This window comes from Halopenitus persicus (genome assembly GCF_002355635.1).
In the GTDB taxonomy this organism is placed as follows: domain Archaea; phylum Halobacteriota; class Halobacteria; order Halobacteriales; family Haloferacaceae; genus Halopenitus; species Halopenitus persicus_A.
The window spans coordinates 1,287,623-1,314,523 of sequence record NZ_AP017558.1 but is presented as its reverse complement, the minus strand read 5'-3'; the positions used below and the strand labels follow the sequence as shown (position 1 = coordinate 1,314,523).

The window sequence follows — 26,901 nt, the reverse complement described above, 5'->3', positions numbered from 1 at the left end:
TCAAACGAGCCTTTGTTCCATTCGCGCTCTTTTGAGGACGGGTCCCGTAACGCCGGTATGAATCCGACCCGACGACGGGTACTCGCCGGGGCCGCGGTCCCGACGATCGCATCGATCGCGGGCTGCCTCGGAGGCTCCCTCGGGGACGGTGACGGAAACGAAACCGATCCCTCGCCCGACGAGACGCCCCACGGGACCGACGACGAGCCGACGACGGACGGAACCGACACCCCCGATGGCCCCGACGCAACCGGCGTCACCGTCCACGACGTGACCGTCCGTCCGGAGCTCGTCGCGATGGACTCGCCGGACTCCTACGGCGTGTACGGTGGCCGCGGGACGCAGTACGTGGTCGCCGACGTGGCCGTCGAGGACCCGCCGGCGCATCCGCCGGAGTCCTTCGCGCTCGAAACGCCGGCGGAGACGGTTTCGGCGACGACCGAGATCGGCGCGAACCCGGGGACGCTCGCCGACTTCGGCGAGGCGTACGGGTGGCCCGAGCCCGATCCGGCTGCGCGTGGCTGGGTCGCGTTTCCGGTTCCGAAGCCGCTTCCCGCCGCGTCGGACGCACGGCTCGTCTGGACTGTCGACGAGGACGGAGCCGGCGAGGACGGGGTCGGCGAGGACGGCAGCGTCGCCGGCGAACACGCGCTTCCCGCCGAGACGGCGGCGACGCTCGCTCGAGAGCCGACCGACTTTACGGTCTCGGTCGACGCACCGGACGCGATCACGCTGGGCGAGACCGTCACCGCGACGATCGCCGTCGAGAACGTCGGCGACGTGGACGGAACCTTCGTCGCCGCGATCAACCGGGTCGGGCCGCGCATCGCCTACGCCCCCGAGGAGTCGGTCACCCTGTCGGTTCCGGCCGGCGAAACTGCCACCCACACCTACGAACACGCGGTTACCGCTCCCGAGATCGCCGAAATGGAGGACCCTACGCTGCGGCTCCGGATCCACTGGCGCGACGGGGACCGCTCACGCGAGGTCGCGATCGAGACCGAGGGATGAACTGCCGGTGAGCCAGGACGTCTGCCCGGCTACGTCAGTCCGAGACCTCGAAGGACGGCGAAGAGGACGTCCCCGTAGGTGAGCGAGACGACGATCCCGAGGAACATCGGGACGACGAACGGCATCCCCGGCGAGACCCACACGCGATCGCGATCCGGTTCGGTCACGGTTTCGAGCCCCGAACGAAGCGTTTCGGGGTCGGTGCCGTAGGCCGACCCCTCGATCGCCGCGAGGAACCGCTCGGCGGCCCAGGGGTCATCGACGGTATCGCTTTCCACGTTCCCCGCGGGTTCGGTTCCCTCGCGTTCAGCCGTGGTCCCGTCGGGTTCGTCGCCGGCCCGTTCGTCGTCGCCGGCCCGTTCGTCGTCGCCGGCCCGTTCGTCGTCGGCCGATCTCCCCTCGTCGGTCGCCGGTTCGAGGTGCGTGGCGCCGTCGGTCGGGTGGAACGTCTCGGTCACGCTCTCGGGGTCGCGGTGCCGGTCTGGGTCCTCCCGGATCGCGGTCAACGTCGTCCCGCGCCACCGGAGGTACATCCGGAGCGCGTCGAGGTCGAGGCCGTTTCGGGTGTAGCCGTCGCGCGTCTCGAAGAGCCGACCGTGGACTCCGAGCAGCCGGTGGATGGCGATCGGTCGCGCGAGGAACATCACCGGCGACCGCCGGCCGCGAAGGGCGTTGTAGATCCCGAGCCCGACGGGATAGCAGGCGCCGACGAGGACGGTGTTCGTGAGGATCGTGAGGGAGAACACGCCGAGCGTCGGCTCGACCGCCGGGAGCGCCGGGATCCCGGCGATCGGGAGGATGTACGTCGGAAACGTCGGGAAGACGATCGCAAGCGCCACGAGCGCCTTGGCGTCGGCGCCGCCGAACCCGCCGACGTACCAGAACACCACGCCCAGCGGCGCGATGAACAGGAGGCTGATCGCGACCCGGAGCAGGAACAGGCGGTCGACGGCGCCGCCGATCGGCCACCGGACCAGGAGGTCGACCGCCAGCAGCACCGCGCCGAAGAGGTACACCGGGGGCCATAGCCGGTTCGGGAGTCGCCGCGTTCGGACGTCGCGGAGCGCGGCCCACGCGAAGACCGGCACGATCGCCAGCCGGAGCAGATCGGGTGCCGTCGCGTACATACCTCATCCGTGGCGTCGACCGGCATAGTGGTTGGGATCGATCTCGTCTCCGAGCCCGATCGATCCGTCCGGCTCGAGGCGGCGTGTTCGCTCGCCCCCGCCGATGTGGACCGATCGCGTAACCGCTTTCGGGACCGGCGGTCGCCGCCGAAACGCGCAACGGTGGCCGGGAGGGAAACGTTTGCATATCGAGGATTCGAAACACGACGCGGGAGCATGCTCTCGTGTCCGATAGCGAATCAACCAACACGGCGGTGATGGAGCAGAAACCGACGCGGGACGTTCTGGAGTCGCTGATCGAGAGCGGCCTGCACGAGATCAACCGGGAGCGATCGGGGCTGCTGCTCTCGGGCGTCTCCGCGGGTATGGACATCGGCTTCGGGCCGTTACTGATGGCGACCATCCTCACGCTTTCGACGGGAGGCTTCGGCGACCTCCCGACCGAACTGCTGCTCGCCAGCGCGTATTCGATCGGGTTCGTCTTCGTCATCCTGGGGCGGTCGGAGCTGTTCACCGAACACACCACGCTGGCGGTAGTGCCGGTTCTGGACGGGCAGGCGTCGCTGCGTGGATTGCTCCGTCTGTGGGGGCTCGTGTACGTCGGAAACCTCATCGGCGGACTCCTGTTCACCCTGCTCGCCGTCCTCCTGATGCCCGGGCTCGGCGTGGTAACTCCGGCCGCATTCGAGGCGATCGCGCTCAAACTCGTCACGCACGACCTCGGTTGGCTGTTCGTCGCCGGGGTCTTCGCCGGATGGCTGATGGGACTGCTCGCCTGGCTGATCACGGCCGCACAGGAGACGACGAGCCGGATCCTCATCATCTGGATCGTGACCGCGACGATCGGGATCCTGCATCTCCCCCACTCGATCGCGGGCAACGTCGAGGTCCTCTTCGGGCTGTTCATGTCCCCGTCGATCACGGTTCTCGATTATCTCGCCTTCCTCTCGTTGGCCACCGTCGGGAACCTGGTCGGCGGCGGGGTGTTCGTCGCCCTGCTGAAGTACGGACACGTCGTTCGCGGCGGAAACTGATCCGACCCGCTCGAGTACCCTTTTTATCGTCCCGAGGACGACGTGACCGCGTCGACGTCTCAGCTCACGAATCCGAGAAGGTCATCGCGCTTCGCCTCGTGGAAGTGGGTTCGCAGACACTCATACAGCGGTTCCATCGAGCCGCGTTTGGCGCAGATCGGCGCGATCGTTTCACCCTGCCACTGCTGCCACGGCGGGTAGAGTCCGAGCCGGTCGCAGATCGCGTTCAACCGCTCGTCCTCGTCGTCGACCTTGTCCATCTTGTTGACGGCGACGACCGGCTCGATCCCGATCTCCCGAAGGAAGCCGAACATCTCGACGTCGTGTGGCACCTCGCCGCGGTCCTCGTGGCGGTCGATGATCTCCACCGCGCTGTTTCCGTCAAGCACGAGCACCCCGGCGAGGATCCGGTCGGCGTACTCCTCGAGATACCGGACGATGTCGGTCTGTATCCGTTCCCGCCGATCGTCCTCGACGCCGGACATGAAGCCGAATCCGGGAAGGTCGGTGACCATGAAGTCCTGGGCCGTCCAGTCGTAGTGGTTCGGCTGGCGCGTTACGCCCGGCTTGCCGCCGGTCGAGACGTCGTGGCCGGTCAGCTCCCGCATCACCGTCGACTTCCCGACGTTCGACCGCCCGACGAGAACGACTTCCGCGTCGCGGTTCGGCCGGTCCTCGAACATACCGTTCATATCTCCCGCACCCTTTTAAACACCGCGTGTAGGGACGGCGCCATTCCTCTCTCACACGTCGGCGTTCGGGACGGCGATACCTCGCACGCCGGCGTTCGGGACGGCGATGTTTCGCACGTCGGACCGACCGACACACGACGATCGATCCGGCGTGACCCTGGGACTGGTGGTTCGTCACGCTTTTCACCTGCGCGAGCGAGCTTCAAAGTATGAGCGCGGACGACAAGTACCCACCAGAATCCGGTCGGCGGCGGTTCGTGAAGGGCGTCGTCGGCGGGGGCGTCCTCGCGGGCGTCGGCGCGACGGGGTCGGCGACCGTCAATTCCCTGACAAGCTCCACCGGGGCGGGCGGTGGACAGACGACCGCGATGGCGATCGAGCTCGTCGGCGGGCCGGCGCCACGCGGTATGCCGCAGGTCCCGATCGAGATCACCGACGATGGATACATTCGCGGGAAGTGGCCCGAGGTCACGACGGTCACACAGAACGGCGTCGAGATCACCGTCGCCCAGGAGGAGATGGCCGGCGACGTGACCTACTCCGGCGAGTGGTTCCAGTACTGCGGGATGGAGGGATACGAGAACATCCAGCCCGAGTTCGAGTCCGACAACCTCCTCCGGTCAGCGCCCGGCGGTTACGACTGGCAAAGCGAGGAGTACGAGACCGGCGAACGGATCCACGTCGACTCCTTCGACGACTACGAGGAGTGGGGCAATGGCATCGGCCGGGACGGAATGGGCAAACCCGCGAGCACGAACTGGCGGTCACAGGACTCCGAGGACACGCTCACCGTGACGGTCATTCGGTCGCCGCTGATCGAGGAGGCGGCACAGGACGACGAGTGGCTCGCCGCCTCCACCGAGAACGGATTCCTCGCCTGGCTCAACGTGTGTACCCACTTCTGCTGCGTTCCGGGCTACAAGAAGAACGAGGAGTCCGCCCGCTACGACGCCGAGAACGGCGTCTACTGCCAGTGTCACCAGTCGGTGTACGACCCGTTCAGCATCGTCCAGACGCTGTTCATCGCCCGGCCGCGACCGGACGACTGACTCCACGCCGTCCGAGACTGCGGTCGAGCCGGCCGGCCCGACCGTCGATCGACGCGATCGGCCCGACCGACCCGCGCCCTTTTGGCCCTCGCCCGCGACCGATCGGTATGTCCTCACCGGACGATGTAGCAGACTCCGAAGAGACACCCGACGACGGCGATCCGGCAGACCACGAACGGGACCCCGATTCGGACGCAGCCCCCGATTCGGACGCGTTCGCCCGGGAGGTCGACCGTGCCCGCGAGCTCCTCTCGACCGACGCGGACGCGCTGTTCGTCGGCGTCGTCAGCGACGGCGAGGTGGAGACGACCTTCTCACAGCGGGCCGACGACCGCGAACAGGAGGCGCTCCAGCCGCTCGCGCTGCTCGCGGCGCATCTCCGGCTCGTCTCGAACGAGGCCGGCGTGGAGCCCTCGACCGTCGCGGGCGACGCGGCGACGCTCGCCGGCCAGGTCGAGGAGGTCCCCACCGCCGCCGACGATCTGCCGGGGGAGTGACCTCGACCGCGGTCCGCGTACACCCGGCTGCGGCCGTGAGCGGGGGCTTCCGCGGAAACGATTAAGCCCCCTCGGCAACGGATCGGTGCTATGACCACGTTCCTGGTTCCGACCGACTCGGTTCACGCCAGCGCCGCGAGCTGTGATTACCTCGCCAACCGCGCCACGGCCGCGGACACCGTCCACGCCGTCAACTCGCTGCGCGGCGGGGACGAGACGAGCGCCGACGACGTCCGGGACGGCGAGGAGGCGCTCAACGTCGTGACCGCCAGGCTCGCGGACGTGACCGTCGAGACCCATCAGTTCGTACGCGGAAACGAGCCGGGCGAGGACGTCCTCACGGCGGCCGCGGAGTTCGACGCCGACGAGATCGTCCTCGCCGTCGGCAGCCGGTCGCCGGTCGGCAAGGCGCTGTTCGGCAGCGTCGCCCAGCGTATCCTGCTCGATTCGGACCGCCCCGTGGTGGCGGTGCCGCGGGAGTAACCGGCACTCGGCCGTCTCTCACTCCTCGCGGACGGCGTATCCCGCGAGGTCATCGAGGACCGTCGGTCGGTTTCCGTCCGCGTCCGGGCCCTCTCCCACGCCCGATCCGTCCGCAGCCGACTCCCCGAGTGCGGCCGTGAGCGTTGCCTCGAGTTCACCGACGGCGTCCGATTCGACCCGCTCCGGGTTCGCGAGGACCCGAACGTCCTGCGTCCCGACCGGCCGAAACCCGGTTCCGAGCCGCTCCGTCGTCGCGCGGAGCCCGAGGCCGACGTCGGCGTCCCCGGACAGCACCCGCCGTGCCGGGCTCTCGAAGGCGCGAACCGTCAGGTCGAAGCCGTCGATCGCAGCCTCCAACTCCCGCCGGTCCGTCCCGCGCTCGGCCGCGACGTCCTCGAGCGCGGCCTCGAGGCTCGCGCGCAGCCCGGAGTCGCTGCCGCGGTTGACGAACCGCAGGTCGCGCTCCGGATCGACAAGATCCGCGAGCCCCTCGACCCCCTTCGGGTTCCCCGCCGGAACGATCAGTCCCCACTCGCGCGTCCAGCCGCCGACGTCGACGGCGTCGCCCGCGCGGTCCGTCGGGCCGGCCGCGACGGCGACGTCCGGGAGCCCGCCGCGCAGGCGTCGCAGCCCCTCCCGCGTCCCGACCGAGAGGTATCGCGGCCGGCCGAGCCGGTCGAGCAGCCGGTTGAGCGCCGGGTCGTCCTCGCCGACGCCGAGCAGCGTCGGGGGACGGACGTCCGGCGAGAACAGCTGCACCGTGACCGGCTCGCCCGCCTCGAGGTACTCGGTATCCGGATCCACGGCCACCACGCCGTCGGCCTCGACGAGGCTCGTCGTCGCGCCCGACCCCTTGTCGACGGGATACACGAGCGGGCGATCTCCACCGATCTTCGCGCCCGCCTTCGTCTCCGCTTCCGTCTTCGTCTCCGCTTCCGTCTTCGTCTCCGTTCCCGTTCCGGGAGCACCGTCACCGTCTCGCTCGAGCACGCCGACCGGCATCAAGCGGAGTCGCCCCTCGCCGTAGCGTTCGCGGACGGCCATCTCCCCCTCGATCGTCGCGGTCCGCGGTTCGGGTTGACCGGCCGCCTTCCGGATCGCGGGCGCAACGAACGTCCGGAAGATGGTGAGCGCGGACACCGGATAGCCGGGCAGGCCGATGTAGGCCGACTCTCCCCGGTCATCGCCCGCGGACCGGTCGTCGTTTCCGGACTGGTCATCGCCCGCGGACCGGTCGAGCCGGCCGACGAGCATCGGCTTGCCCGGCTTGACCGCGACGCCGTGTAACAGCAGCTCCCCCCGGTCCTCGATCACGCGGTAGATGACGTCGACCGCGCTCGCGGAGGTCGAGCCGGATGACACGACCAGGTCGCACTCCTCGGCGGCTCTGGTGAGCAGCCGCTCCATCTCGTCGTAGTCGTCGCCCGCGTGCGGGTACAGGACCGGCTCGCCGCCCGCCTCCTCGACGCCCGCCGCGATGGTCGTCGAGTTCACGTCGTAGATCTGGCCCCGGTCGCTGTCGAGCTGCTCGCCGGGGCGGACCAGCTCGTCGCCGGTCGAGACGATCCCGACGCGGGGGCGTCCACGCACCGGCACCGTCTCGACCCCCAGCGCCGACAGGAGGCCGATCTCGCGGGGCGTGAGCCGCGTGCCCGGCCCCAGCGCCCTGGCGCCCGCGGCGACGTCCGCGCCCGCGACCATCACGTGGTCCCCCGGCGCGACCGACGTCCGGATCGCGATCCGGTCCCCGTCACCGCCGGCGGCCGAGTCCGCGGTCCGGTCCGCCACGTCGGTCCGCTCGACCATCACGACCGCGTCGGCGCCGTCGGGCATCACCGCGCCGGTGGAGATCTCGGCGCACGTCCCGTGCTCGACGGTCACGGCCGGTTCCTCGCCGGCGTGGACCGCACCGACGAGTTCGAGCGTGGCCGGGTCCGCCTCGTCGGCCCCAAAGGTGTCTCGGGCGCGGACCGCGTAGCCGTCCATCGAGGCCCGGTCGAATCCCGGCACGTCGAGGTCCGCGTCGATCCGCTCGGCGAGCACTCGCCCGCGCGCGTCGGCCAGCGGGACCTCCTCGACGCCCGGATCGAGATCGAGCGAGTCGATCGCCTCGTGGGCGGCTGCCGGCGCGGCGAGGTCCCGGAACTCCTTGCGGTCGGTCATTCCGTGCCCTCCCAGCACTCGACGTCGACGACCGTTCCCGCGTCGATCCCCTCCCGCTCCTCGGGAACGACGACCCAGCCGTCCGCGAGCGCGACGCTCGAGAGCACGCCCGACCCGCTCGCGCGCGTCGGCGTCGCCTCGGGAAGCGACTCGTCGTCCTCCGGGGTCGCGTCCCCGCCGTTCGTCCCGGCGGTCGCTCCCTCCTCCGTCGGTGCCTCGATCCGGACGCGAGCGAACGTCCGCGTTCCGGGCTCGCTTGCGATCTTGCGTGTGAGCCGGGCCCGCCGCGCCGGGTGGGGATTGCCCGTCGTGCCGAGCGACCGCTTGACCGCCGGTCGGAGGAACTGCACCGCGTTGATTATGCAGGCCACCGGATACCCCGGCAGCGAGATCACGGGCGTGTCCTCGACGGCGCCCAGGCAAACGGGATGTCCTGGCTTGAGCGCGACCCCGTGGACGAGCACCTCGCCGAGGTCGTCGATCACCTCCGGAAGGAGGTCGCGCTCGCCGACCGACGAGCCCCCGGTCGTGACGACGAGGTCGGCGCCCGATCCGATCGCGTCCTCGATCGCCGCCCGAAGCAGCGACTCGTCGTCGGTGACGACGTCGTGGTACCGCGCGTCGCCGCCCCACCTGTCGACGAGCCGGGACACGGTGAGCCCGTTCGTCTCGATCACCTCTCCGGGAGCCGGATCCGCCTGCACGAGCTCCTCGCCGGTCGGGATCACCGCGACCCGCGGCGGCTCGACGACCGGCACCGTCTCGAGGCCGACCGACTTCAGAAGGCCGAGATCGGACGGGCGGAGCCGGTGTCCGGGGTCGTAGAGGTGTGCCCCCTCGGCGACGTCCTCGCCGGCCGCGCCGACGTTTTCCCCCTCGGCGACCGCGTCGAAGGTCTCGATCTCGTCGATTCCCTCGACCCCCTCGACCCGTTCGATCATCACGACGGCGTCGGCTCCCTCCGGGAGGTCGCTTCCGGTGTGGACGCGCGCGGCCTCCTCGGGGCCGACCGACCCGGTCGTTTCCCGGAGCACCGCCGGCGACCGGTCGCTCGCGCCGAAGGTGTCGCGGGCGCGAACCGCGTAGCCGTCCATCGCCGCCCGGTCGTATCCGGGAACCGGGTTCGGCGCCGTGATCGGTTCCGCGACGATCCGGTCGTCGGCGTCCGCGACGGGCACCCGCTCGGTTCGCTCGTGGGATCGAACGGCCTCGAGCAGCGTCGAGCGCGCGGCCGCGACGCGGGTTCGGTCCTTGAACCCGGCCTCGTGTCGCTTCGTGTTCATACGCCCCCTTTCCGCTCGGCGGGCAAAAGGCCGTCTCCGTGGGTCGGCTCGCGTTCCTCCGTCACGTCCCGCCGACCAGCCAGCGCGGCGTCCCGCCGACCAGCCGGCGTCGCGTCTCGCTGGCCGTCTCCCGCGACCACACCCTTTTTCGACCTCCCGCGTGTATCGGTTGGTATGTCCGCGCTCCGCGATGCGCTTCGGGACCTCCCCGAGGCGGTGTTCGCCGATCTCCTCGAGTCGGAGGACGCATACGTTCTGGTCGTCGATCTCCCCGGCGCGACCAGCGAGACGACCGAGGTCGTCGCCGATGCGGGTCGGATCGACATCGAGGCCCGCCGGGAGAAGGCGACCCCGGAGGGGTACCGGTACGTCCGGGAGGATCGGCCGCTGTTCCTCGACGTGGACCTCCCCTTACCCCCCGACGGCGTCGGCGCGGAGGCGGCGGCGACGATGGACCGCGGCGTGCTCGAGCTCACGGTCCCGAAGCGCCGCTCGGCGGACGGGCAACCGATAGCGATCGACGAGCGCTGACGGGTGATCACGCTGGTCGCTCTCCGTTCCTACTGGCGTTTTCTGGTCGTCCTGCGGCGGTTCTCGCCGTTGATCGTCGCTTACTGGCGCGACCGGCGGCGGTTCCTCCTGTTCGGCGGCTCCCGCGAGGTCGACGCCGAGGCGCAGCGCGAGCGCGCCGCCACCCTGTTGGACGTCCTGCTCACGCTCGGCCCGACGTTCATCAAGCTCGGGCAGCTGCTGTCGACCCGGCCCGACGTTCTGCCGCCGGTCTACATCGAGGTCCTCTCCCGGCTCCAGGACGACGTGCCGCCGGCCCCGTGGGCGGAGGCACGGGAGGTGCTCGAGGACGAGCTCGGCCCCGTCGACGCGGTCTTCGACGAGTTCGACGCCGACCCGATAAGCGGCGCGAGCCTGGGACAGGTCTACACCGCGACCTACGAGGGCGACCCGGTCGCGGTCAAGGTCCGCCGTCCCGGGATCGAACCGCTCGTGAACGCCGACCTGCGCGTGATCCGGTGGTCGCTCCCGATCGTCAAGCGGTTCATCGACAGCGGACGGGCCTTCTCGCTGGAGAACCTCTCCGAGGAGTTCGCCAAGACGATTCGCCAGGAGATGGACTACGACCGCGAGCGCCGGATGCTCGCGGAGATACGGGGGAACTTCGCGGGCGACGACTCGGTCCGCATCCCCGCGGCCTATCCCGAGGCGTCCGGCGAACGCGTCCTCACGATGGAGTACGTCCCGGGCACCAAGATCGACCGGATCGACGACCTGGAGGCGAACGGGCTGGACCCGACCGCCGTCGCGGAGACGCTCCAGCGCGCGTACCTGCAGATGATCATCGACGACGGCGTCTTCCACGCCGATCCGCATCCGGGGAACCTCGCGGTCGCCGAGGACGGGTCGATCGTCTTCTACGACTTCGGGATGTCCGGCCGCGTCGACCCGTACGTGCAGGAGCAGATCGTCGAGTTCTACGTCGCCGTCGCGAACCAGGACATCGACGCGATCCTCGACACGTTGATCGCGATCGGGACCCTCTCGCCGGAGGCCGACCGAGAGGTGATGGGGGAGGTGATGGAACTGGCCATCGCCGACGCCCGCGGCGAGGACATCGAGCAGTACCGGGTGAACCAGATCATCGAACAGGTCGAGTCGACGATCTACGAGTTCCCGCTGCGGCTGCCCCGGAACCTCGCGCTGGTGCTCCGGGTCGCGACCGTCGTCGAGGGGGTCTGCGTCACCCTCGATCCCGAGTTCGACTTCATCGAGACGGCCACCGACTACCTCCGCGAGGAGGGCTACTACGAGCAGACCGCGCGCGATATGGCCGCCGAGGCCGGCGACCAGCTCCAGGAAACCGCCCGCTCCCTCGTCACCGTCCCGCCGAAGCTCGACCGCGTCCTCGACCGGGCCGAGCGCGGAGACGTCCATCTCAACGTCACCATCGAGGACGACACCCACGTGCTCGACAAGCTGGCGATGCGGATCGCCTACTCGGTGCTGCTCGCCGTCGGCGTCCTCTCGGCGACGATCCTCTACTCGTTCGCGAACGCCTGGGAGCTCGCGGCGCTCTCGTTGGGCCTCTCGATGCCGCTCGCGATCGCGTTGTATCGGTCGTTCCGATCGCGGAAGGGGATCCGTGCCCGCCCGCAGTTCACCCGGCAGAGCATGCGGCAGCGACGGGAGGAGTGATGGTCCGCCCGCCGTCCGAAGACTGATTGGGTAGCCGACCCATTCGCCGATATGGACGACGGCCTCGAGCGCGCGCTTCGCCGAGGACTCAGACGGGCCGGCCGGGAGTTCGAGGCGGCCAGACGCGCGTATCGGTCGGGGATCGAGGACGCCGACCCCGGAGCCGACGATCCGGCTGCGGACCGATCGGGGGCCGACCGGTTCGATCTGCCGACCGACGCGGACGGGAACGCCCGGATCGTCTGCCGGCGACACGCCGAGACCCGAGCGGTTCCGGTCGCCGAGGACGGGACGCCGGCCTGCTTCGATGCCGACCACCCGGACTGTGCCGGCTGTCTCGAGGACGTCCGTGAGGGCCGGATCGAGACGTGGTAGGACCTCGCCTCCGTTCACGCCGGAACGGCCGTCACCGCTCCTCGGTGTGTCTGACCGTCACCGCGATCCCGCGCGTCGAGTCGGCCATCTCCGCACCGTGCATCTCGGCGCGGCCGACGGCGAACGCCGCCGGTCCCTCGACCACGACCTCGTCGCCGACGCGGATCGCGTCGTCGGCGTCGACGACGCCGGGCGCGAGCACCGACCCCTGGGGGACGAATCCGTCGATCTCGACCCGCTTCGTCGGGACGTCGCTGTCGACCCAGCGCCGCGCGCCCGCGAGCGTGAGCGACAGGACGCCGTACTGGGGCACCATCGTCGCCAGCTGCGTCCCCGCGTCGCCGGCCGGCCCCGACCACGCCTGTAGCTTCGGGTAGCGGCCGGTCGTGTGGAGGTCGTCGCCGAAGAGTCCCGCGTCGGTGCTCGCGCCTCCTGCCGGTCCCCCGCTCCCCGCCGGGCCGAACTGGTAGTCCGCGAGGGCACGAACCGTGTTGTGTTCGCGCTCGCGCTTGCTGTAGGCCGGCTCGCCCTCGAGCGCGGCTTCGAGGGCCGCCAGGGACTCGTCGGTCGTCGGATGGTCCCCGCAGGTGTACTCGAAGGGCACGTCGACCGCGTCCGCCACGCGCTCGCAGATCTCCCGGTACCCGTCCTCGGGAACGTGCGCGATCACGCGGGGGTAGTCGTTCCGCTCGAGATAGCGTCGCAGCACCTCGGCGACGAACTCGATCTCCTCGCTCGACCAGTCGCCGGTCACCACGGCGTCGTAGTGCTGGGCCGGGTAGGTCGTCTCGAGCTCCTGGGGCACCACGCCGATCGGCGAGGTCATCGAGGCGATGTGTCCCCGCCATTGGATCGCGTCGTGGAACTGCCGGTGGCTCTGGGAGTCGCTGTACGGCTTCGTCGCCGAGCAGGGCACGAGCACCAGCGGCGCGTCGAACCGCGAGCGGTAGCGGCTGGTCACCCGGTCGGCGAACCGCCGGATCTCGACCCTGTCCAGCGTCTCGGCGCTGGCGGCGGTGATCTCCGCATCGCGGATCACTGGCGTCCGCTGCTCGAGGAAGCCCCACTCGTCGTCGAGCCGGCGGAACGTGGCGGTGAGCCACTGGTCGTGGCGCGCCTGCCCCTCGATGTAATCGCGCAGCCGGCCGCGGTGGATCCGGTGGCGAACCCGCCGAAGCTCGGCGTCGAGCGCGTTCAGGTTGTGCTCCTCACAGTCCTCGCGGGTGAACTCCTCGCGGGGACCCGCACACGCGGGACACGCACACGGCAGCTCCGCGAGGTCCTCGAGGAAGTGCTCGCCGTCCGTGGTCAGGTACTTCCCCTGCGATCCCTTCACGCGAGCGAGCGTCCCGTCGACGAGGTCGACGCCGGCGTACGCGAGCGTCGCGACGTTCAGCGGCGTCGCGACCCCGGACAGCAGCACGGCGGTATCGGCCGGGAGCGATCGTTTGACCCGCACCATCGCCTCGACGAACGCCCGCGCGTGCCCCACGAGCGCGGGTGCCTCGGAGATGACGTACGCATCGGCGCCGGCGTCGACGGGCTCGGCGGCGCTCACGACCGCCGCGCTGGGAAACTCGACGTCGGGATGGTCGACCCGAAACGCCTCCCGGACCTCCCGGCGGGTGCCGGCCGGGAACCCGCGGTGTGGGAGCACCGTCAGCGCGTCCTCGCCGCCGTCGGGAACCGATCGGTCGGTCGCCCAGAGGCTGCCGGCGTCCTCTACGAACGGATCCGCCCGGGCCGGCGTCCGGACGGGGTCCGCGAGCCGGAGCTCGCCGAGGCGGGCGGCGCCGTCCCGCTCGTGAACCTCGAAGTAGTCGGTCATACGTCGCGTCGGCCGCCGACGGCCGAATAGATTGCGTTCCGGACCGAGGTGGCCGACGACTCGCGAGCGACCGGGGCCGGTCGTCTCGCGGCGAGCGTCGCCGACCGACGGTCACTCCATCGCGGCGGCGTTTGGCGGATCCGCCGGCGGATCGCCGTTTCCGGGCTTTCCACCTGATCCGTCGTTGGCGCCGATTCCGTCGTTGGCACCGGTTCCGCCGTTGGCGCCGGTTCCGTCGTTGGCACCGGTTCCGCCGTTGGCACCGTTTTCGGGATCGGTCCCGGATCCGCCGTCGGACGGTGCTTCCCCCGAGTTCTCGCCGGCGTTTACGCCGGTTCCGGACCCTCCGTCCCCGGAACCGCCGCCTTCGGAGTCGTCGCTTCCGGCGCCGTTATTTCCGGAACCGCCGTTTCCGCCCGTCTCGGAACCGTCGGGACTCTCATCCCCACCATCGGCCTCGGGATCGGCCGGCGCGTTGCCGGGCCCGTCCGCGGAACCGTCACCCGATCCGTTGCCGCTCCCGGATGCGTCGTCGTTGTCGGATGCGTCGTCCCCGTCGTCGTTGCCGGATGCGTCGTCCCCGTCGTCGTTGCCGGATGCGTCGTCCCCGTCGCCGTCGGGTTCTGGTCCGAGGCCGTCTCCTGGCGCGCCGTTCCCCGGATCCCCACGATCGGATCCGGATCCGTCGTCGGTTCCGGCGCTTCCGGAGCGTCCGGCGTTCCCCGGCGGTCCGCTTCCGTCGGCTTCGTCGCTTTCGTTTCCGTCGTCCGCGTTTGCGTTCCTCGGAGCGTCACCGTCCGGACCGCCGGTGCCGGGCAGGATCGGCCCATCCCACGGGGTCGCGGATCCGTTTCCCGGTACCTGGATCGGCCGTCCGGTCACGTTCCGTGCTGGTCCGCCGCCTGGCCCGGACGGTTGGGTGGCGTTTCCAGGGTGGGTGGCGTTTCCGAACCCGGCACCGGGGTTTCCGGGACCGGTTGCGTTCTCGGGCACCGTTCCCGGCGGTCCGTTGCGGGTTCCCGGTGCCCCCGGCGGGCCTCGGGCGACGGCGGCCGCGGCGGCGTTCTCGACGGTCGCGAGCGCTCGGCTTGAGTTGGAGCCGTCCGGCGTCATCCCGCGTGCCGACTGGGCCGCCGCGCGCGTCGCTTCGAGCCGGGCCTCGAGCCGCCGATCGGCGGCCCGGTATCGGGTCGGGTCGATCGTTCCGTTCGAGCGATTTCGCGCGAGTGCTCGTCGCTCCGCGTGGGTCGACCGAATCCGCTCGGCCAGTTCGGTCGCCCGGTCGAGTCCCTCCTCGTCGCTCACCGACTCGCCGACGCTCGCCTCCCACATCCCTTGGTCGACCGTCGTCTCGGTTCCGGCCGACGTCGATTGCACGAAGGCGCTCAGGCTGGCGCCGAAGCCCGCAGCGTTCTCGCCGGTCCCCGCCGTCGCCCCCGTTTCGTTCGTCGCGTCGGCATCGGCCGTTGCGTCGGCATCGGCCGCGGTTTCGTTCCCGGATCCGGTTTCGTTCCCGGCACCGGTTTCGTCGCCGTCCTCGGTTCCGTTCCCGACCGCCGATCCATCGTCGGTCACCTGCGGATAGCGAGCATCGGTGCGGATCCCGTTCGCCGCAGCGTCCGCCTCGGTGGCGGCCGTGCTGTCCATCCCGAACGTCGCCCCGTTCGTCCCGGCCGGTGGCTCGGCTGCGGCCGCGCCGCCGACCGCGACGGTCCCGAGCCCCCAGACCCCCACCGCGACCGCGAGACAGACCGCGATCGCGGCGACACGAACCCTCATCGAACGTGGGAACGCGACGCCCACACATAAACGATCGACTCCGTTCGAACCGTTCATCGCCGTGAACGGTTGGCCCGTTGACTCGTGTCCCGACCGATCACGCCATTCCCCCGCGATCACTTTTAAACTCCCGCACCGATGGGACGATATGTTCCCCGAGCGGATCGCGACCGACCGCCTCCGGCTCACGCCGCTGTGGCCGGACCGGGTCGACGTGCGCGAGCTGTATCGGATCTGTTCCTCCGATCCCGGGATCGAGGCCGTCACCGAGTACGTGGCCTGGGATCCCCACGAAACGATCGACGAGACCGCGGCCTTCCTCGATCGGGGACGTTCGGTCTGGGAGCAACGGGAGGCCGCGACCTACGTGATCCGCCCCGCGGACGGCGAGGACGGTGCAGGCGAGATCGCGGGCTGTACCGACCTCCGGATCGACTGGGACCGTCGGCTCGCCGAACCCGGTATCTGGCTGCGTGAACGGTTCCGGAACCGCGGTTATGCGGGCGAGCGTGCCGCCGCGCTGCTCGAGCTCGCCTTCGACCGGCTCGATCTGGCGGTCGTGGCCGTCTCACACCATCCCGAGAACGACCGGGCACGGCGGGCGATCGAGCGATACGTGGACCGGTTCGGCGGCCGCCGGGAGGGCCGGCTGCGGAACGACCTGCCGTTCCCCGACGGGAGCGTTCACGACCGCGTCCGCTACACGATCAGCCGGAACGAATGGCGAACCGCGACGGACGGTGGGACCGGGATCCTGTGACTCCACGACTCAGTTGGACCGAACAGTCGGACCAAGCGGCACGATCGCACAGCCGGCCGGAGCACGGACCCAGCAGTGGCCCTCATACCGGCCGCGCGACCAGCTCGCCCCACTCCTCGAACCCATACCGATCGTAGAACCGGCGTGCTCGCGTGTTGTCCGGGTCGACGTCGAGGACGAGTCGGTCGATCGGGAGATCCTGGTCGGCCGCCAGCGCCAGCGCGGCGTCCATCAGATCGTCGGCGACGCCGGTGCCCCGGTACGCGGGAACGACGAACAGCTCGTTCAATATCGCCGCGTCCCAGATGAACCGGTGCGTCTCGGGAAGGACGAAGACGTAGCCGACGATCCCGTCGCCGCCGGCGTCCGCCACCGTCACGCACCGCTCGTCCGCCGCGACGCACCGCTCGACCCAGTCGAGCCATTCCGACCGATAGGCGTCGGTGAGCTTTGCTTCGTATGTGCTCGCCTTTTCGTCGCCGCCGGTTCCCTCGCCGAGTCCGCGTTCGAAGGCCCGCTTGTGGTTCCACAGCGCGGCGACGTCCTCCCGATCGTCGGGATCGTACGGTCGAATCTCCATACGGCGTCTCGAACGGCCGGCCTTCTCACGGTTTCGGCCGCGGAACATCGACGATCGCCGAACCCCACTTTCGATACCCTTTTGGGCGGTTCGACCGCACGTGATGACGATGAGTCAGCGCGCGCGCGAGGAGTTGGCGCGGCGGATCGCCGGCGAGATCACTCTTAGCGACGATCCGGGCGCGACCCTTCGCAAGTGGCGTACGGACTTCGACGTCTCACAGACGGATCTGGCCGGCCAGCTCGGCGTTTCCTCCTCCGTGGTCTCCGACTACGAGAGCGGTCGCCGGGAGAGCCCCGGGATCGGGGTCGTGCGGCGGACCGTCGAGGCGCTGATCGCGATCGACGCCGACCGCGGTGGCGACCGACTTCGGCAGTACGCGCGCGTCATCTCGGCCGGCTTCGAGAGCGACGTCGTCCTCGACCTCCGGGAGTACACGACCGCGGTCCCGCTGTCGACGTTTCACGACGCGATGGACGCCACGGAGATCGTCGCCGGCGAGCGCGACCGGATCTACGGCCACACCGTCATCAACTCCATTCAGGCGATCTCCCGGCTCTCCAGCGAGGAGTTCTACCGTCTCTACGGCCAGTCGACGAACCGCGCGCTCGTGTTCACGAACGTGACGCGCGGTGAGTCCCCGCTCGTCGCGCTCCGGGTCGTCACGCCGACCCCCAACGCCGTCGTGCTCCACGGGATCGACGAGGACGACCTGTGGGACCACGCCGCCGACCTCGCGCGAGCCGACGGCTTCTCGCTCGCGGTCGCCGACCGCGACATCGACGACGCGCTCGAGGACCTCCGCGACCTCTAAGTGGTCGCGGACCGCCCGACACCGCCGGTCGCCACGCGCTCGAGGACCCACCCGTCCGACGCCCCTGCCCGGACACCCGTCTCGGATCCTCGCCGGCCGTCTCGAAGCCCTTACCCTCCCGGCAGTCGGACCGCTATCCATGACCGAGACGCACGTCGAGTGGCGCGAGTGGGGTCCGGACGCCTTCGCCGAGGCCGCCGAGGACGACCGCCCGGTGCTGCTGGCGCTCACCGCGACGTGGTGTGACGGCTGCCACGAGATGGATGCGAAGACGTACGGCGAGCCGCGGATCGCCGCCAACATCAACGAGTCGTTCGTGCCGGTCCGGGTCGACGTCGACCGCTGGCCCCGGGTCCGCGAGCGGTACAACATGGGCGGGTTCCCATCGACCGTCTTCCTCACGCCGGACGGGGAGCTGCTCACCGGCGCCGGCTACCTCGGCCCCGACGGGATGCGGCAGGTGCTCGAGTCCGTCCGTGACCGGTGGGCCGAGGACGGCGCCGCGGCGGGCCGCGTCCCGCGCGCGCTCGCCGGCGACCTCCCGCCGGCCGGCGAGGTCACCGACGCGATCGAGGAGCATCTCGCCGGCCAGCTCGAGGTTCAGTTCGACGACGACAACGCCGGCTGGGGCGACGACGCCAAGTTCCCGCTGCCGCGAACCGTCGAGTTCGCGCTCAAGCGGGAGCGGTCGCAGGCGCTGCGGACCCTCGATGCGATCTCCACGAACCTCCGTGACGACGTCGCGGGCGGCTTCTTCCGCTACGCCGGAACCCGCGACTGGAGCGACGTCCACCACGAGAAGCCGCTCGACACGAACGCCGCGCTGACGCGCGCGTTCGCGAACGCCTACCTCCACACGGGTGACGCCACTTACGAGGAGATCGCCAGCGAGGCGGTCGAGTTTCTCACCGACGATCTGTGGACCGGCATCGGCGTCGGCGGGTCGATCGGTCCGGGTGAGGGGCGCGCCTACTACGCCCGCGACGCCGACGGCCGCGCCGATATGACGGCTCCGCGTCGGGACCACACCGTCCTCGCGGGCGGGAACGCGCTCGCCGCGGACGCGCTGTTGACCCACGCCGCCTACACCGACGACGACCACGCCCGCGAGTACGCCGAACGGATCCTCGGGACCCTCGAGCGCGAACTCGTCGACGCCTCGACGGGCGAGGTGGCCCGATTTCTCGCCGAGGAACCGGGCGGCGAGACGGACGTCCTCGAGGACCTCGCCCGCGTCGTCGCCGCGTTCACCCGGGCACAGGGCGTCCTCGGCGAGGGGATCGACCTGGCGCGGACGGTCGCGGACCGGGCCATCGAGACGCTGTTCGTCGACGGGTCGTTCCTCGACGGGCCGCGCGACGGCGCCGGCCTGCTCGACCACCCCTTCCGGCCGCTCGACACGAACGTCGAGGCCGCCACCGCGCTCCTGGATCTCGGCGTCGCGACCGGCAACGACCGATACGTTGACGTCGCACGCGAGACGGCGGTCGCCTTCGCGGGCGCGACCGACCGGTACGGGGTCCAGCTGGCGAGCTACGGCAGTCTGACGGCGCGGCTGTGCCACGGCACGCCGGCGATCTTCGTCGGCACCGAACCGGGAACCGACCTCCACCGCGCGGCCTGGCGCGTCGCCGACCACGAGAAGGTCGTCGTTGCGAACGCGCATCGCGAGACCGTGCCCACTCCGTGGACCCCGAACGCGGGCGCGGCGATCGTCGGCGTCGGGGACGATCGCTCCACGCCGGCGACAACGCCGGAGGAGTTGTTGGACCGCGTCTCGGCCACGATCGAGTAGGTCGACCGAAGCCGCCTGGGCCGGTTGGTTCGTGAACTGCCGCCGCGTTTATACCACCCGCGTGTGGAACGGGAATATGGCGAGTCTCCGCGATCTTGGGCTGTCGGCGTACGAGGCGCGGGCCTATCGCGCGCTGTTGGGAACCGGACCGACGACCGCGAAGGAGCTCTCGCGGACGAGCGACGTTCCGATGGGTCGGATCTACGACGTCCTCAACGGCCTGGAGGACCACGATCTGATTCGCAGCCGGACCGAGAGTCGACCCAAGAAGTACGTCGCGGTCGACCCGGACGCCGCGCTCGACCGGCTCCTCGCCACGAAGCGCCGGGAGTTCGACGAGCGTATGGCGCAATACGAGTCGGCCGTCGACACGCTCTCGACTGAACTCCAGGCCGAAGAGGGGGTCGAGGACCGGTTTTGGACGGCCGCGGTCGGCACCGAGGAGACGATCGACCTCCTGGTCGAGCGCATCGCCGCCGCGACCGACCGGATCGTGATCGTCGCCGACACGCCCGCAGCCGGACTCGACCTGGGAGCCATCGGCGAGCGTGTGATGGACGCGATCGTCGAGGCGCTCGATCGAGGCGTCGAGACGCGCGTCCTCCTGTCCCCGGAGACCGTCGACCGGCTTCCGGGTCGCGTCCGTCGCCGGTATGCCGATCGACTCGCCGACCGTGATCGGTTTGCCGCTCGGACGGTCGAGGGAATCGAGGGCGCGTTCAACCTCTTCGACGGCGTCGAGGTCTGTCTTGAGGTCCCCAACCCGCTTGCGGCGGCCGAACCGTTCGCGATGATCGACCTGACCGATCCCGAGTTCGCGGCCGACGTTCGCGAGCGGTTCGAGCCGCGGTGGGCGGAGGCGGCGCCGCTCGAGCTCTCCGTGTAGTCGCGATTCACCCCCGGCCCGTTAGCGTTCGTTTCGAGCCGTCGACTCGTCGAGCCTTTCGCTACGCCGGCTCGTCGGCAGCGACCGCGTTCAGTTTTCGGCGGCGTTCACTTCCGAACGAAGTTGCCCCATCGTGACCTCCCGCTCGGCGTGGGCGTTGTGCTCGTGGATGGACTCGTCGTTCGACTGGGCGATCCGGATCGTGGCGTCGTCCGGGAGGTGGTCGAACGCGGAGACCGTCTGGTCGGCCAGCGACCGGACGCAGTCCTCGACGAACTTCGCGTTGGCGTGTGCGTGATAGGTCATGTGGTCCTCGTCCGGCCGCTTGGCCATGTTGTAGATACGGGCGCTCATCGCGTTCCGGGCGATGTCGATGATCTCCCGGAGGTCGACGTCCGGGTCGCCGTCGGCGGTCACGGTCAGCGTCGCGTGGCCGCGCTGTGAGTGGCCGGGCTGGGGGACGGCGTCGAGGAAGGCCTCGGTCGTCTCCTCGTCGACGCCCAGGTCGTGGAGCTCCTCGCGGGCTCGCGCCTCCGACATCCCCTGCGAGCACGGACAGACCGTGATCCCGGTCACCTCGGCGCCGATCTCCTCGCGGGTTCCCTCCTCGGTCGCCTCCGCGGAGGCGATGATCGTCGCCGTGTTCTGGGTCGGCCGGTCGGAGGCCGGCGTCCGCTCGCGCGTGATGTAGTCCGCGGTCATCTTCACCTCCGCCCGCGAGGTGTACTCGTGTTTCTCGAGGAGACGTTCGGCCGCGTCCCCGCAGACGTCCTCGACGCGGTAGGCCTCCTCGCGGGTGATGTCCTCGAGGATCTCGTCGATGACCTCCATGTTCCGGGACATGTCGATCCCCTTCCGGCCGCTCGGGAGGTCGACGAACACCTCGAACTCCGCCATCAACACGATCGGCCGGTGCTGACCCCGCGCGAGTTTCACGAGCTTCTGTACGTCCGTGACGCCCACCTGGGAGAGGCCGACGGAGACGTCGGGCGTGGACGCCTGCACGTCGGGGAGCTGGTGGCTCATTACCCGTGTTAAGGGGCGAGACCCGATTAGGGCTTTCGAAAGATGTGGTTTGCTACCGCCGATCGGGACCCGTTCGTACGGAACCCTCCGCCGACCGGTTGCGGAACCCTCCGCCGACCGGTTGCGGGACCCTCCTACGGCCAGTCGTCGCGCTCATCCGCGCCGTCGTCCGTCTCCTCGTCCGCCTCGCCGAGGGTCCAACCGGCCGCCTCGGCGGCGTCCTCGACCTGGAGGAACTCCCAACCGGCCGCCTCCGCGACCGATTCGTCCTCCTCGGTGATGCCGACGAAGACGTGCCGGTCGGTCTCGAACTGGGTCTTGATGTTCTCGAGGCTCTCCTCGACCCCGCGGGGCCCCGAGAAGAAGTCCTGGCGAACGCGGTGTTTCCGGGTGAAGTTGGTGACGACGTAGGTCGGCTTCTCGCTGACGACGCCGACGTACTCCGTCCACTGCCTGGCGTTGTTGAACACGGCGTTGGGGTCCGCGAGCCGCTGTAGGGCCGCCAACTCGAACGCCAGCGTCATGTCGCTGGATCCGCCACTGTCCATGCGCTCGGATTCGACTCGCCGGCCGAAAACGGCTTCGTTTCCGCCCTCACCGTCGTGTCGTCCTCGAGCGTCGCGGTCCGATATGCGGCGAGACTGGTGCGGGCGAGAACGGAGCGAGCTAGACGTACGTGAACCAGTCGTCGTGGGCGTCCGTACGCCGCTCGACGAGGTCGAAGAACGCCTCCTGGAGCTCCTCGGTCACCGGCCCGCGCGTCCCGGCGCCGATCTCGGTGTCGTCGACGGTTCGGATCGGGGTGACCTCGGCGGCCGAGCCGGTGAAGAACAGCTCGTCGGCGGTGTACAGCTGTCCCCGCGAGAGCGCGGCCTCGTCGTGGACGGTGTAGCCGTTCTCGCGGGCCAGCGTGATGACGGTATCCCGGGTGATCCCCTCGAGGATGGACTGTGCGCGGCCGGTGGTGTAGATCTCGCCGTCGTCGACGAGGAAGACGTTCTCGCCGGGGCCCTCCGCGACGTTGCCCTCCTTGTTCAGGACGATCGCCTCGACGTAGCCGTTCCGGCGGGCCTCCTCGCCCGCCAGCATCGAGTTGACGTAGAGGCCGGTCGTCTTCACGTTGGTCGGGACCTGCGAGGAGGCGTGTTTCCGCCAGGAGGAGACCATCACGTCGACGCCGTCCTCGAGCGCCTCCTCGCCGAGGTAGGTCCCCCACGGCCAGGCGGCGATCGCGACGTCGGTCGGACAGTCCTTCGGGGAGACGCCGAGCGAGTTGTATCCGTAATAGGCGATCGGCCGGATGTAGCCGCTCTCGAGGTTCTGCCGGCGGAGCAGCTCGAGGGTCGCGTTCGTGAGCTCCTCGCGGGAGTGCTCGATGTCGAGGTCGTACATCTTCGCGGAGTCGAACAGGCGGTCGAGGTGTTCCTCCCAGCGGAACAGCGCCGGCCCCTCGTTCGTGTCGTAACAGCGGGCGCCCTCGAAGACGCCGGTCCCGTAATGGAGCGCGTGCGTGAGCACGTGGGTCGTCGCGTCCTCCCAGTCGACGAAGGACCCGTTCTTCCAGATCGTGTCGACGTCCATCTCCTCGAAGCTCATACTCGCTCGTGGTCGGCGTCCGTCATAAATCAGGCGGAACACGCGGCGGGCTACCGGATTCGGCGGCGATGCTGCCGTCAGCCGAGCGCCTCGACGAGCGTCCTCCCCTCGACGTAGGGGAGCCCCTGCCGGTCGGCGTAGGCCGCGGCGTCCTCGGGGGTGACGGCCGTGCCGGTCTCGTCGTCCATCATCTCGCAGACGACGACCGCCGGCGGTTCCCCGGCGGCGGCGGCCAGCGCCAGCCCGAGTTCGGTGTGGCCGGTTCGCTCGTCCAGCAGCCGCTCCGCCCCGCGAAGCACGTGGACGTGCCCCGGCGACCGGAACTCCGCGGCGAAGGTCTCCGAGGTGTAGGCCTCGGGATCGCGCTCGATCGCGGCCGCCGCGGTTCCCAGCTCCGTGATCGTCCGCGCGCGGTCGACGTCGGTGATCCCGGTGAAGGTCTCCCGGTGGTTCACCGGCAACGAGAACGAGGAGCGGGCGTCGTAGGCCGGGTCGTCGTCGACCGCGGGGTGGTCGATCGCGTCCGCGAGGAACGGCAACTCGAACGCCTTCGCGACGCGGTGGCTCACGGCGACGCAGATCAGTCCCCCGGCGTCGTTTCGCATCCGCGAGACGGCCGCGGGGGTGACCGTCCGGGCGGGATAGACCAGATCCGTCTCGCCCTCCCGGTCCGCGAAGTCGTGGATGCAGACGGGTCCGCCGGCGCGGAAGGCCTCGAGCGCTTCCGTGAGGGCGGCCTCCGCGTCGGTTCGCATCACTCTCCGCCCCCCGTGGCGCCGCGGTCCGTGCGGTCGGTCGGCTCGATCCGGACCGCCACCGTCTCGCCGTCGGTCAACGCGAGCGCCTCGCGAAGCTTGTCGGCCGCGATCACCTCCAGCTGTGACTCGTCGTGGTGGGTCCGGTCGGGAACGATGACGTGGGCGCCCTCGTACTCGCGCGTCTCTCGATCGTCGGCCCTCGCACCGTCGGGTGCCGGCTCATCGGACTCCGGTCCGTCGGACTCCGGCCCGTTGGACCCTGACCCGTCGGACTCCGGCCCGTTGGACCCTGACCCGTCGGACTCCGGCCCGTTGGACCCTGACCCGTCCGACTCGACGACGATCGTCGCGGCGTAACAGGAGGCTGCGCCGTAGGTCCGGTCGTCACCCTCCCACTCGTCGATGTCCACCGCGGCGATGCCGGCCATCTCGCCGCGCTTTCGAACGCTCGACTCGTCGAGCTCGACGTTGAGCGTCCCCGGATACGGCTCGTAGCCGAGCCGGCTTCGGAACTGCGACATGTATCCCTCGAGCGTGATGTAGTGGCGTCCCTCGCCCATCCCGCTCGTGATGGTGCCGGTCAGGACGAGCTCGGTCTCGGTCTCGAAGAGCCGCCGGTAGTCGGCGTACTCGCCGCGGAGGACCGACTCGCCGGCGTCGGTCACGCGGACCCATTGCCCGTCGCCGACCACGTCTCGCTCGATCAGACCACCCTCCTCCAGTCGTTGGAGCCGTCTGGAGGCGGTCTGGGTCGACGCGTCGAGGTTCGCCGCGAGCCCCGCACACGAGACCTTCGTCTCCACGAGCCCGCCCGCGAGGGCGATCGATTTGAGTGCCGCGATCTCGTCGGGACTCGTCCGTTCGGGTACCGCCGCCGCATCTGGCATATGAACGCCCTTCGTGCCTGCCGGGTAAAAGTATAACGAATACGGTATGTATCACGAAATAGTGATGTAGTGTCACACGATCGTGATGTATCCCGGTTACCGGATGCCTACGTCCATACATCCGGTGGGGCGTATAAAGGAACGTCGGTCACGACGAAAGCCGCCCGTACCTCGGTTCCGTCGCTCCCGCTTCGCAAGGGCCTTTTAGCCGGCCTCTCGAACGGGGAATATGTTCCGACAGTTCCGGTCGGAGGTCGAGGCGGCGCTTTCGGTGGCGCTTTCCGACCTCGATCTCCCGACCGACGACCTCGGCATCGAGGAACCGCCGGCCGATACGGACGCCACGCTCGCCTCGAGCGCGTCCTTCCGGCTGGCGGGCGAGCTCGGCGAGGCGCCCCCGCAGGTCGCAGCCCGGCTCGCCGAGGCCGTTTCGGACGCCATCGACGCCGAGGCGTACGACTACCTCGCCGCGGTCGACACCGCCGGTCCCTACCTCAACTTCCGGACGACGGACGCGTATCTCGACGACACGCTCGTCGCCGGTGCCGACGCCGACTACGGCGCGCTCGCGGACCGGGATACCTCGGTCGTCGTCGAACACACGAGCGCGAACCCGACCGGGCCGGTCCACGTCGGACGCGCGCGCAACCCGATCGTCGGCGACGCCGTCGCGAACGTCCTGGACATGGCCGGCTACGACGTCGAGCGCCACTACTACGTGAACGACGCCGGCCGCCAGATGGCGGTGTTCACCTGGGCCTACGAGACCTTCGACGAATCCGACCTCGAGGAGCCGCCGGCCCGCGACCGGATCGAGTACGACCTCGTTCGGTATTACCGGAAGGGGAATAGCTACCTCGAGGAGGCCGATCCCGAGGCCGTCGAGGCCGCCGAGGACGAGATCCGGTCGATCCTGCAGGGACTCGAGAACGGCGACGAGGAGACCTACGAACGCGTCGGCACGGTCGTCGACCAGGTCCTCTCGGGGATGCGGGAGTGTCTCGCGCGCCTCCCCGCCGACTTCGACGAGTTCGTCAAGGAGACGCGGTTCATGCGGAACGGCTCGACCGACGAGATCGCCGCTCGGCTCAAGGAATCCGACCAGGCGGTCTACGAGGAGGACGCCTGGCAGCTCGAGCTCGACGACTGGGGGATCGACAAGAACCTCGTCTTCCTTCGCTCGGACGACACCTCGCTGTACACCACCCGCGATCTGGCCCACCACGAGTGGAAGTTCGCGAACTACGACCGCGCCGTCACCGTCCTCGGCGAGGACCACAAGCTGCAGGCCGACCAGCTCAACGCGACCCTCGACCTCCTCGGCAACGACGTCGATCAGCTCGAGAACGTGATCTACTCGTACGTCAACCTCCCCGAGGGGAAGATGTCGACCCGCCGCGGGACCGGCGTGATGCTCGACGACCTCCTCGACGAGGCGATCGACCGTGCCCGCGAGGAGGTCGAGACCCGCCTCGACGACCGGATCCGCGACGACGACCTCGACGAGGCGGACGTCGAGCGCATCGCCCACCAGGTCGGGATCGGCGCGGTCCGGTACGACGTCGTCTCGAAACAGCCCGCGAAGGCGATCACCTTCGAGTGGGACCGGGCGCTCGACTTCGAGGCCCAGTCCGCCCCCTACGTCCAGTACGTCCACGCGCGCTGTTGTGGCATCCTCGAGGAGGCCGCATCCGCGGACGTGCCGGTCCCCGACGTCGCGATCAACGCAACCGCCGGTGACGGCGGGAACGGTGCGGCCGGCGGGTCCGCCGCCGCGAACGTCGACGCCGACGCCCTCGAAACCGAGGAGGCGCGGGCCCTGCTCCGGGAGATCGCCCGCTTCCCGGCCGTGATCGAGGAGGCCGCCGAGGAGCTGAAGCCCCACATCGTCGCGACCTACACCCGCGAGATCGCCGACGCGTACAACGTCTTCTACCGCGAGTGTCCGGTCCTGTCGGCGGAATCGCCGGAGCTCCGTGACGCGCGGCTAGCGCTCGTGGCCGCCTCGAAACACGCCGTCGCGAACGCGCTCGGGATCCTCGGCGTCGAGGCTCCCGACTCGATGTAGCTCCTCAGCGTTGAGGCTCCCGACTCGATGTAGCTCCTCAGCGTTGAGGCTCCCGACTCGATGTAGCTCCTCAGCGTTGAGGCTCCCGACTCGATGTAGCTCCTCAGCGTTGAGGCTCCCGACTCGATGTAGCTCCTCAGCGTTGAGGCTCCCGACTCGATGTAGCCGGTCGGTGGTCGATCCGACGGTGGTCATCGGCTCG

General features: G+C 69.8%; 26 protein-coding genes. 13 read left to right on the top strand and 13 right to left on the bottom strand.

Annotated features, from left to right (window positions below):
* Window positions 1–57 precede the first annotated feature (57 nt).
* Window positions 58–1,011, top strand: coding sequence for a hypothetical protein (locus CPZ00_RS06350; RefSeq protein ID WP_096390132.1), 954 nt, complete (start codon window positions 58–60; stop codon window positions 1,009–1,011).
* Between the two features lie 29 nt (window positions 1,012–1,040).
* Here the strand turns inward: CPZ00_RS06350 and CPZ00_RS06345 are convergent, their stop codons facing one another.
* Window positions 1,041–2,138 carry an A24 family peptidase gene (locus CPZ00_RS06345; RefSeq protein ID WP_096390131.1) on the bottom strand — a complete coding sequence of 366 codons (1,098 nt, stop codon included), beginning with the start codon at window positions 2,136–2,138 and terminating at the stop codon, window positions 1,041–1,043.
* Between the two features lie 257 nt (window positions 2,139–2,395).
* On the opposite strand from CPZ00_RS06345, the gene CPZ00_RS06340 reads away from it, so the two are divergent.
* Window positions 2,396–3,172, top strand: coding sequence for a formate/nitrite transporter family protein (locus CPZ00_RS06340; protein WP_096390130.1), 777 nt, complete (start codon window positions 2,396–2,398; stop codon window positions 3,170–3,172).
* Window positions 3,173–3,231: 59 nt separating this feature from the next.
* Here the strand turns inward: CPZ00_RS06340 and engB are convergent, their stop codons facing one another.
* Window positions 3,232–3,855, bottom strand: coding sequence for a GTP-binding protein EngB (gene engB, locus CPZ00_RS06335; protein WP_096390129.1), 624 nt, complete (start codon window positions 3,853–3,855; stop codon window positions 3,232–3,234).
* A gap of 218 nt (window positions 3,856–4,073) precedes the next feature.
* Here engB and CPZ00_RS06330 point away from each other — a divergent pair, with 218 nt between their 5' ends.
* The 3 genes from CPZ00_RS06330 (at window position 4,074) to CPZ00_RS06320 (ending at window position 5,893) form a co-directional block, all read left to right on the top strand.
* Window positions 4,074–4,913: a QcrA and Rieske domain-containing protein gene (locus CPZ00_RS06330; protein ID WP_096390128.1), complete on the top strand. Its 840-nt coding sequence runs from the start codon at window positions 4,074–4,076 to the stop codon at window positions 4,911–4,913.
* Between the two features lie 107 nt (window positions 4,914–5,020).
* Window positions 5,021–5,410 carry a hypothetical protein gene (locus CPZ00_RS06325; protein WP_096390127.1) on the top strand — a complete coding sequence of 130 codons (390 nt, stop codon included), beginning with the start codon at window positions 5,021–5,023 and terminating at the stop codon, window positions 5,408–5,410.
* A 90-nt stretch (window positions 5,411–5,500) separates the two neighbouring features.
* Window positions 5,501–5,893, top strand: a complete 393-nt coding sequence (locus tag CPZ00_RS06320; RefSeq protein WP_096390126.1) for a universal stress protein — start codon at window positions 5,501–5,503, stop codon at window positions 5,891–5,893.
* A gap of 18 nt (window positions 5,894–5,911) precedes the next feature.
* Here the strand turns inward: CPZ00_RS06320 and CPZ00_RS06315 are convergent, their stop codons facing one another.
* Window positions 5,912–8,056: a molybdopterin biosynthesis protein gene (locus tag CPZ00_RS06315; protein ID WP_096390125.1), complete on the bottom strand. Its 2,145-nt coding sequence runs from the start codon at window positions 8,054–8,056 to the stop codon at window positions 5,912–5,914.
* Window positions 8,053–9,339: a molybdopterin molybdotransferase MoeA gene (locus CPZ00_RS06310; protein ID WP_096390124.1), complete on the bottom strand. Its 1,287-nt coding sequence runs from the start codon at window positions 9,337–9,339 to the stop codon at window positions 8,053–8,055. The genes CPZ00_RS06315 and CPZ00_RS06310 overlap by 4 nt, the downstream gene beginning before the upstream one ends.
* Before the next feature lie 174 nt (window positions 9,340–9,513).
* Here CPZ00_RS06310 and CPZ00_RS06305 point away from each other — a divergent pair, with 174 nt between their 5' ends.
* Genes CPZ00_RS06305 through CPZ00_RS06295 form a run of 3 tightly spaced genes read left to right on the top strand, consistent with a single transcriptional unit; the run spans window position 9,514 to window position 11,922 of the window.
* Window positions 9,514–9,870 carry an Hsp20/alpha crystallin family protein gene (locus tag CPZ00_RS06305; protein ID WP_096390123.1) on the top strand — a complete coding sequence of 119 codons (357 nt, stop codon included), beginning with the start codon at window positions 9,514–9,516 and terminating at the stop codon, window positions 9,868–9,870.
* Window positions 9,871–9,873: 3 nt separating this feature from the next.
* On the top strand, window positions 9,874–11,547 hold the full coding sequence (locus tag CPZ00_RS06300) for an ABC1 kinase family protein (RefSeq protein ID WP_096390122.1): 1,674 nt from the start codon (window positions 9,874–9,876) through the stop codon (window positions 11,545–11,547).
* A gap of 51 nt (window positions 11,548–11,598) precedes the next feature.
* Window positions 11,599–11,922: a DUF7091 family protein gene (locus CPZ00_RS06295; RefSeq protein WP_096390121.1), complete on the top strand. Its 324-nt coding sequence runs from the start codon at window positions 11,599–11,601 to the stop codon at window positions 11,920–11,922.
* Window positions 11,923–11,953: 31 nt separating this feature from the next.
* Here CPZ00_RS06295 and arcS read toward each other — a convergent pair whose 3' ends face one another.
* Entirely contained in the window at window positions 11,954–13,750 is a 1,797-nt protein-coding gene (gene arcS, locus CPZ00_RS06290; protein WP_096390120.1) for an archaeosine synthase subunit alpha, read from the bottom strand.
* A gap of 111 nt (window positions 13,751–13,861) precedes the next feature.
* Complete coding sequence (locus CPZ00_RS06285; RefSeq protein ID WP_096390119.1) at window positions 13,862–15,529, bottom strand: hypothetical protein; 1,668 nt, start codon at window positions 15,527–15,529, stop codon at window positions 13,862–13,864.
* Window positions 15,530–15,677: 148 nt separating this feature from the next.
* Here CPZ00_RS06285 and CPZ00_RS06280 point away from each other — a divergent pair, with 148 nt between their 5' ends.
* Window positions 15,678–16,289: a GNAT family N-acetyltransferase gene (locus CPZ00_RS06280; RefSeq protein ID WP_096390118.1), complete on the top strand. Its 612-nt coding sequence runs from the start codon at window positions 15,678–15,680 to the stop codon at window positions 16,287–16,289.
* Between the two features lie 82 nt (window positions 16,290–16,371).
* Here CPZ00_RS06280 and CPZ00_RS06275 read toward each other — a convergent pair whose 3' ends face one another.
* Entirely contained in the window at window positions 16,372–16,869 is a 498-nt protein-coding gene (locus CPZ00_RS06275) for a GNAT family N-acetyltransferase (RefSeq protein ID WP_096390117.1), read from the bottom strand.
* 109 nt (window positions 16,870–16,978) lie between these two features.
* On the opposite strand from CPZ00_RS06275, the gene CPZ00_RS06270 reads away from it, so the two are divergent.
* The 3 genes from CPZ00_RS06270 to CPZ00_RS06260 all read left to right on the top strand — a co-directional run bounded on the left by CPZ00_RS06270 (window position 16,979) and on the right by CPZ00_RS06260 (window position 20,364).
* A complete protein-coding gene (locus CPZ00_RS06270) occupies window positions 16,979–17,683 on the top strand; it encodes a helix-turn-helix domain-containing protein (protein ID WP_096391619.1) in 705 nt (234 codons plus the stop codon).
* Window positions 17,684–17,822: 139 nt separating this feature from the next.
* Window positions 17,823–19,478 carry a DUF255 domain-containing protein gene (locus CPZ00_RS06265; RefSeq protein WP_096390116.1) on the top strand — a complete coding sequence of 552 codons (1,656 nt, stop codon included), beginning with the start codon at window positions 17,823–17,825 and terminating at the stop codon, window positions 19,476–19,478.
* A gap of 76 nt (window positions 19,479–19,554) precedes the next feature.
* Window positions 19,555–20,364, top strand: coding sequence for a TrmB family transcriptional regulator (locus tag CPZ00_RS06260; RefSeq protein WP_096390115.1), 810 nt, complete (start codon window positions 19,555–19,557; stop codon window positions 20,362–20,364).
* Window positions 20,365–20,454: 90 nt separating this feature from the next.
* Here the strand turns inward: CPZ00_RS06260 and mptA are convergent, their stop codons facing one another.
* The 5 genes from mptA to CPZ00_RS15850 all read right to left on the bottom strand — a co-directional run bounded on the left by mptA (window position 20,455) and on the right by CPZ00_RS15850 (window position 24,631).
* The gene (gene mptA, locus CPZ00_RS06255) at window positions 20,455–21,390 is read right to left on the bottom strand and encodes a GTP cyclohydrolase MptA (RefSeq protein ID WP_096390114.1); all 936 of its coding nucleotides are present in this window, start codon (window positions 21,388–21,390) and stop codon (window positions 20,455–20,457) included.
* A gap of 134 nt (window positions 21,391–21,524) precedes the next feature.
* Window positions 21,525–21,938, bottom strand: a complete 414-nt coding sequence (locus CPZ00_RS06250; RefSeq protein ID WP_096390113.1) for a DUF7124 domain-containing protein — start codon at window positions 21,936–21,938, stop codon at window positions 21,525–21,527.
* Between the two features lie 118 nt (window positions 21,939–22,056).
* The gene (locus tag CPZ00_RS06245) at window positions 22,057–22,986 is read right to left on the bottom strand and encodes a branched-chain amino acid transaminase (RefSeq protein ID WP_096390112.1); all 930 of its coding nucleotides are present in this window, start codon (window positions 22,984–22,986) and stop codon (window positions 22,057–22,059) included.
* Window positions 22,987–23,063: 77 nt separating this feature from the next.
* On the bottom strand, window positions 23,064–23,741 hold the full coding sequence (gene ribB, locus CPZ00_RS06240) for a 3,4-dihydroxy-2-butanone-4-phosphate synthase (RefSeq protein WP_096391618.1): 678 nt from the start codon (window positions 23,739–23,741) through the stop codon (window positions 23,064–23,066).
* Window positions 23,741–24,631, bottom strand: a complete 891-nt coding sequence (locus tag CPZ00_RS15850) for a DUF120 domain-containing protein (protein WP_157744199.1) — start codon at window positions 24,629–24,631, stop codon at window positions 23,741–23,743. Before CPZ00_RS15850 ends, ribB begins: the two co-directional genes overlap by 1 nt.
* A gap of 229 nt (window positions 24,632–24,860) precedes the next feature.
* On the opposite strand from CPZ00_RS15850, the gene argS reads away from it, so the two are divergent.
* Window positions 24,861–26,699 carry an arginine--tRNA ligase gene (argS, locus tag CPZ00_RS06230; RefSeq protein WP_096390111.1) on the top strand — a complete coding sequence of 613 codons (1,839 nt, stop codon included), beginning with the start codon at window positions 24,861–24,863 and terminating at the stop codon, window positions 26,697–26,699.
* Here argS and CPZ00_RS15335 read toward each other — a convergent pair.
* Window positions 26,619–26,894 (bottom strand): hypothetical protein, encoded by a 276-nt coding sequence (locus CPZ00_RS15335; RefSeq protein WP_157744198.1) that lies wholly within the window; start codon window positions 26,892–26,894, stop codon window positions 26,619–26,621. The two genes, argS and CPZ00_RS15335, sit on opposite strands and share 81 nt — an antisense overlap.
* Between the last annotated feature and the right edge of the window lie 7 nt (window positions 26,895–26,901).

Excerpts from the sequence above, each read along its gene's own strand:
- CPZ00_RS06350 (WP_096390132.1), top strand. The coding sequence starts at position 58 with ATGAATCCGACCCGACGACGGGTACTCGCCGGGGCCGCGGTCCCGACG.
- CPZ00_RS06345 (WP_096390131.1), bottom strand. The coding sequence starts at position 2,138 with ATGTACGCGACGGCACCCGATCTGCTCCGGCTGGCGATCGTGCCGGTC.
- CPZ00_RS06340 (WP_096390130.1), top strand. The coding sequence starts at position 2,396 with ATGGAGCAGAAACCGACGCGGGACGTTCTGGAGTCGCTGATCGAGAGC.
- engB (WP_096390129.1), bottom strand. The coding sequence starts at position 3,855 with ATGTTCGAGGACCGGCCGAACCGCGACGCGGAAGTCGTTCTCGTCGGG.
- CPZ00_RS06330 (WP_096390128.1), top strand. The coding sequence starts at position 4,074 with ATGAGCGCGGACGACAAGTACCCACCAGAATCCGGTCGGCGGCGGTTC.
- CPZ00_RS06325 (WP_096390127.1), top strand. The coding sequence starts at position 5,021 with ATGTCCTCACCGGACGATGTAGCAGACTCCGAAGAGACACCCGACGAC.
- CPZ00_RS06320 (WP_096390126.1), top strand. The coding sequence starts at position 5,501 with ATGACCACGTTCCTGGTTCCGACCGACTCGGTTCACGCCAGCGCCGCG.
- CPZ00_RS06315 (WP_096390125.1), bottom strand. The coding sequence starts at position 8,056 with ATGACCGACCGCAAGGAGTTCCGGGACCTCGCCGCGCCGGCAGCCGCC.
- CPZ00_RS06310 (WP_096390124.1), bottom strand. The coding sequence starts at position 9,339 with ATGAACACGAAGCGACACGAGGCCGGGTTCAAGGACCGAACCCGCGTC.
- CPZ00_RS06305 (WP_096390123.1), top strand. The coding sequence starts at position 9,514 with ATGTCCGCGCTCCGCGATGCGCTTCGGGACCTCCCCGAGGCGGTGTTC.
- CPZ00_RS06295 (WP_096390121.1), top strand. The coding sequence starts at position 11,599 with ATGGACGACGGCCTCGAGCGCGCGCTTCGCCGAGGACTCAGACGGGCC.
- arcS (WP_096390120.1), bottom strand. The coding sequence starts at position 13,750 with ATGACCGACTACTTCGAGGTTCACGAGCGGGACGGCGCCGCCCGCCTC.
- CPZ00_RS06285 (WP_096390119.1), bottom strand. The coding sequence starts at position 15,529 with ATGAGGGTTCGTGTCGCCGCGATCGCGGTCTGTCTCGCGGTCGCGGTG.
- CPZ00_RS06280 (WP_096390118.1), top strand. The coding sequence starts at position 15,678 with ATGTTCCCCGAGCGGATCGCGACCGACCGCCTCCGGCTCACGCCGCTG.
- CPZ00_RS06275 (WP_096390117.1), bottom strand. The coding sequence starts at position 16,869 with ATGGAGATTCGACCGTACGATCCCGACGATCGGGAGGACGTCGCCGCG.
- CPZ00_RS06270 (WP_096391619.1), top strand. The coding sequence starts at position 16,979 with ATGAGTCAGCGCGCGCGCGAGGAGTTGGCGCGGCGGATCGCCGGCGAG.
- CPZ00_RS06265 (WP_096390116.1), top strand. The coding sequence starts at position 17,823 with ATGACCGAGACGCACGTCGAGTGGCGCGAGTGGGGTCCGGACGCCTTC.
- CPZ00_RS06260 (WP_096390115.1), top strand. The coding sequence starts at position 19,555 with ATGGCGAGTCTCCGCGATCTTGGGCTGTCGGCGTACGAGGCGCGGGCC.
- mptA (WP_096390114.1), bottom strand. The coding sequence starts at position 21,390 with ATGAGCCACCAGCTCCCCGACGTGCAGGCGTCCACGCCCGACGTCTCC.
- CPZ00_RS06250 (WP_096390113.1), bottom strand. The coding sequence starts at position 21,938 with ATGGACAGTGGCGGATCCAGCGACATGACGCTGGCGTTCGAGTTGGCG.
- CPZ00_RS06245 (WP_096390112.1), bottom strand. The coding sequence starts at position 22,986 with ATGAGCTTCGAGGAGATGGACGTCGACACGATCTGGAAGAACGGGTCC.
- ribB (WP_096391618.1), bottom strand. The coding sequence starts at position 23,741 with ATGCGAACCGACGCGGAGGCCGCCCTCACGGAAGCGCTCGAGGCCTTC.
- CPZ00_RS15850 (WP_157744199.1), bottom strand. The coding sequence starts at position 24,631 with ATGCCAGATGCGGCGGCGGTACCCGAACGGACGAGTCCCGACGAGATC.
- argS (WP_096390111.1), top strand. The coding sequence starts at position 24,861 with ATGTTCCGACAGTTCCGGTCGGAGGTCGAGGCGGCGCTTTCGGTGGCG.
- CPZ00_RS15335 (WP_157744198.1), bottom strand. The coding sequence starts at position 26,894 with ATGACCACCGTCGGATCGACCACCGACCGGCTACATCGAGTCGGGAGC.